General features: G+C 58.8%; 1 protein-coding gene and 1 pseudogene. One reads left to right on the plus strand and one right to left on the minus strand.

The features are described from left to right. Positions 1-286 (plus strand): annotated as a pseudogene (locus tag H5U08_RS15585) (hypothetical protein); the annotation flags it as partial. A 62-nt stretch (positions 287-348) separates the two neighbouring features. Here the strand turns inward: H5U08_RS15585 and H5U08_RS15590 are convergent. Further along, positions 349-2,521, minus strand: a 2,173-nt coding sequence (locus tag H5U08_RS15590) for a redoxin domain-containing protein (RefSeq protein WP_297035100.1), incomplete at its 5' end; no start/stop codon positions are given.

The raw sequence follows: 2,521 nt of genomic DNA on the forward strand, positions 1-2,521 counted from the left end.
CGGCGAGATTCATCCCTTCCACAAAGGATTTCGGATGCTGGCGGTTCGGTCCCGGGCAAGGATTCTTCCCACCGCTATCGAGGGCGCCTTTGCCGCCTGGCCGAAATGGAGAAAATGGCCAAGACCTGGACGGATCGCCGTCCGTTTTGGTGTCCCCATAACACCGGACGAGTATCTATCTCTGGACGAAGACGCGTTTCTCGGCCTCGTCGAAGATCGCGTTCGCGAATGCCTCTGGGAGTTGCGGAGCACAGCATTCCCCGCGGGTGTCCCCCGGCCAAGATAGCGGCATGGGTTCTATGCAGCTCAAGCTGCTTTGACAATGGTGGATATCTGCACCGCCGATGCTCACGATCCACCGGGCGTAACCGACCAGGCGATGACCTGCTGAGGTGTGGCAACGACGAGCACGGGGGCTCCCGAATGCTGCGCAACGGCCACGCCCGTGATCAGTTCGCCCACATTGAAGCGGTCCACGAGCTGGCCAGCCTTATCCAGAATGTGGACCGATCCGTCCGCACCGACGAGAATCCACTGCTCCGTCTTGCCGGGAAGCAGGCGACCGTGCACGATTTGTTCCACTGGATATTGGACCATCCCCTTGGGAAGCGTGTACTTCCAGAGCTCGTCGCCGGCCAGATTGAATCCGAAGGCCTCCGTTTGGGCAAAATCCTTGGGATCCAGGCCACAAAGTTCGGCCATTCCGTCTCCGTCGAGGTCAGCCGCGGCGAGCCAGGCGATTGTTCGCCCCAGCACGATAATTTCCCCCATCCGCTGGCCATCATGGCTGATTTGCACCGCGCTACCTCGCGAGGTATTGGTCACGAGGAAACTCGGCGGTTGCCTCTGAGGACCCGGCAAAACCCCAATGCGAAAGGCCACCGCCGCCGTTCGGTTGCTCCATAACCGCTTCCCATCCAGGGAGATGGCCTGGACACCGACAACCCCCAGGAATCCGATCACGGCTTCGAGATTTCCATCCGCATTGAGGTCAACGAGGCGGACGTCCGCCATCCCGTCGTGGGGCGGCGTGCCCTCGCCGGGGTATCGGCTCTGAAGCTCGAATTGGTCGTTGTAGATGGATAACTGCTGAGAGCCGAAGGACCAGCCCGCGAAATATCGTTTTCCGGTGTTGTCCACGGCGCTTCGGAGAAAGTCGATTTTGTCTGGCGGAACCGGTTTGAGGGGCCAACGGGATTTTACCGTGCCGTCCCAACCAATCTCCGCCGCGGTATTGCCTTCCTCGACACAGATGACGCGATCGTTGCCCGCAGAGTCCGGGACAATCACGATATTGCCAGGCGACTTAATGAGGGTGCACTTGAACAGGTCCACCAGTTTCAAGTGCTGCGGAGCGCTGGCAGCTGCCGGTTCGACGGTACTGGCGGCGGTGATTTCATCCAGGGCGAAGGTAAACAGCCCGTGCTGCGATGCCTCGTCCACGAGTCTCGCCAACTCTTTTTTCATTTTTTCGAAGCCTGCCCGCTCTTCGTCCACAAGGTTGACGCCGCTGAGGAGCTTCTCGAGGGTTCCGCTCAGGCGGTCCACCAGGTCGATCGTCATGCCCAGGTGATACGTTTGGACGACACCTTCGGCATTGAGGATCACAAGGCAGGGGACGGTGACTTTATTCGGTCGAAAAGTCGCCCCAAAGATTTTTTCCGAATCATTGCGTGGATCGCGGAGAAGAGGCAGGGTGACCTGCCAGGATTGAAGGAGCTTAAGCAGTTCCTCATTTTTAACCGCCGGACTATCAAGGGCATCCACCACATGGTCCACGCTCACGGCGTAGAACGCCACTCGGTCGGAAAACTGCTGGGCAACCGCCTGAATCGCCTGGAGAACCACCTGCGACCCGGGGTGGTTTCTGGACCAGAATTCCAGCACCACCGGTTTGCCCGCCAGGCTTGCCAACGTAACCTTCTGACCGTTGGTGTCTTCAAATTCAAACTCCGCCGGCCGGGTCCCCAGGTAATCGTAGCCGTACGGATGGAGCTCACTGACAATCCGAGCGTCCGACGGGACGGAAAACACGAAGGCTTCCGGATTGATCGGCTTATTGACCACGGGGTCGATGAATTCTTCGTAGATCGCAAGATTCTGAAATCGCCCGGCATCAAAGCTCTGCCGCAGTCCCTCTGCGGGCAGGTCAACCCGCACGAGCAAGCGTGTCTTCCTGTCGATCCAAAGGATGACATCCCCATCTTTGCGACGAATGCGAACCCGATCGCACGTGAATGTCCCGATTGTCCCGGGTGGTATGACATCCTGCTCTTCGCTGCGATAAAGCAAGGTTTTTAGCGGATCCTCCGCCACCAGCAAGACCAGGGGTGGGGGGAGCAAGCTGTAAAGCTGCCCGGGACCCTGCATGAGGGCGTTCGCCAGAATGGTATCGGCGAACAGAGTCTTCAGATCGAACCTCTCCGGGGCCGGCACCTTGAGCACCTGACCGGGCAAAAACGCCACGTAGCCCCAAAAATCTTTACCGTCACAAATGATCACACCATCCCCTGCGATTAGC

The organism is Thermogutta sp. (genome assembly GCF_014359955.1).
Taxonomy (GTDB): Bacteria; Planctomycetota; Planctomycetia; order Pirellulales; family Thermoguttaceae; genus Thermogutta.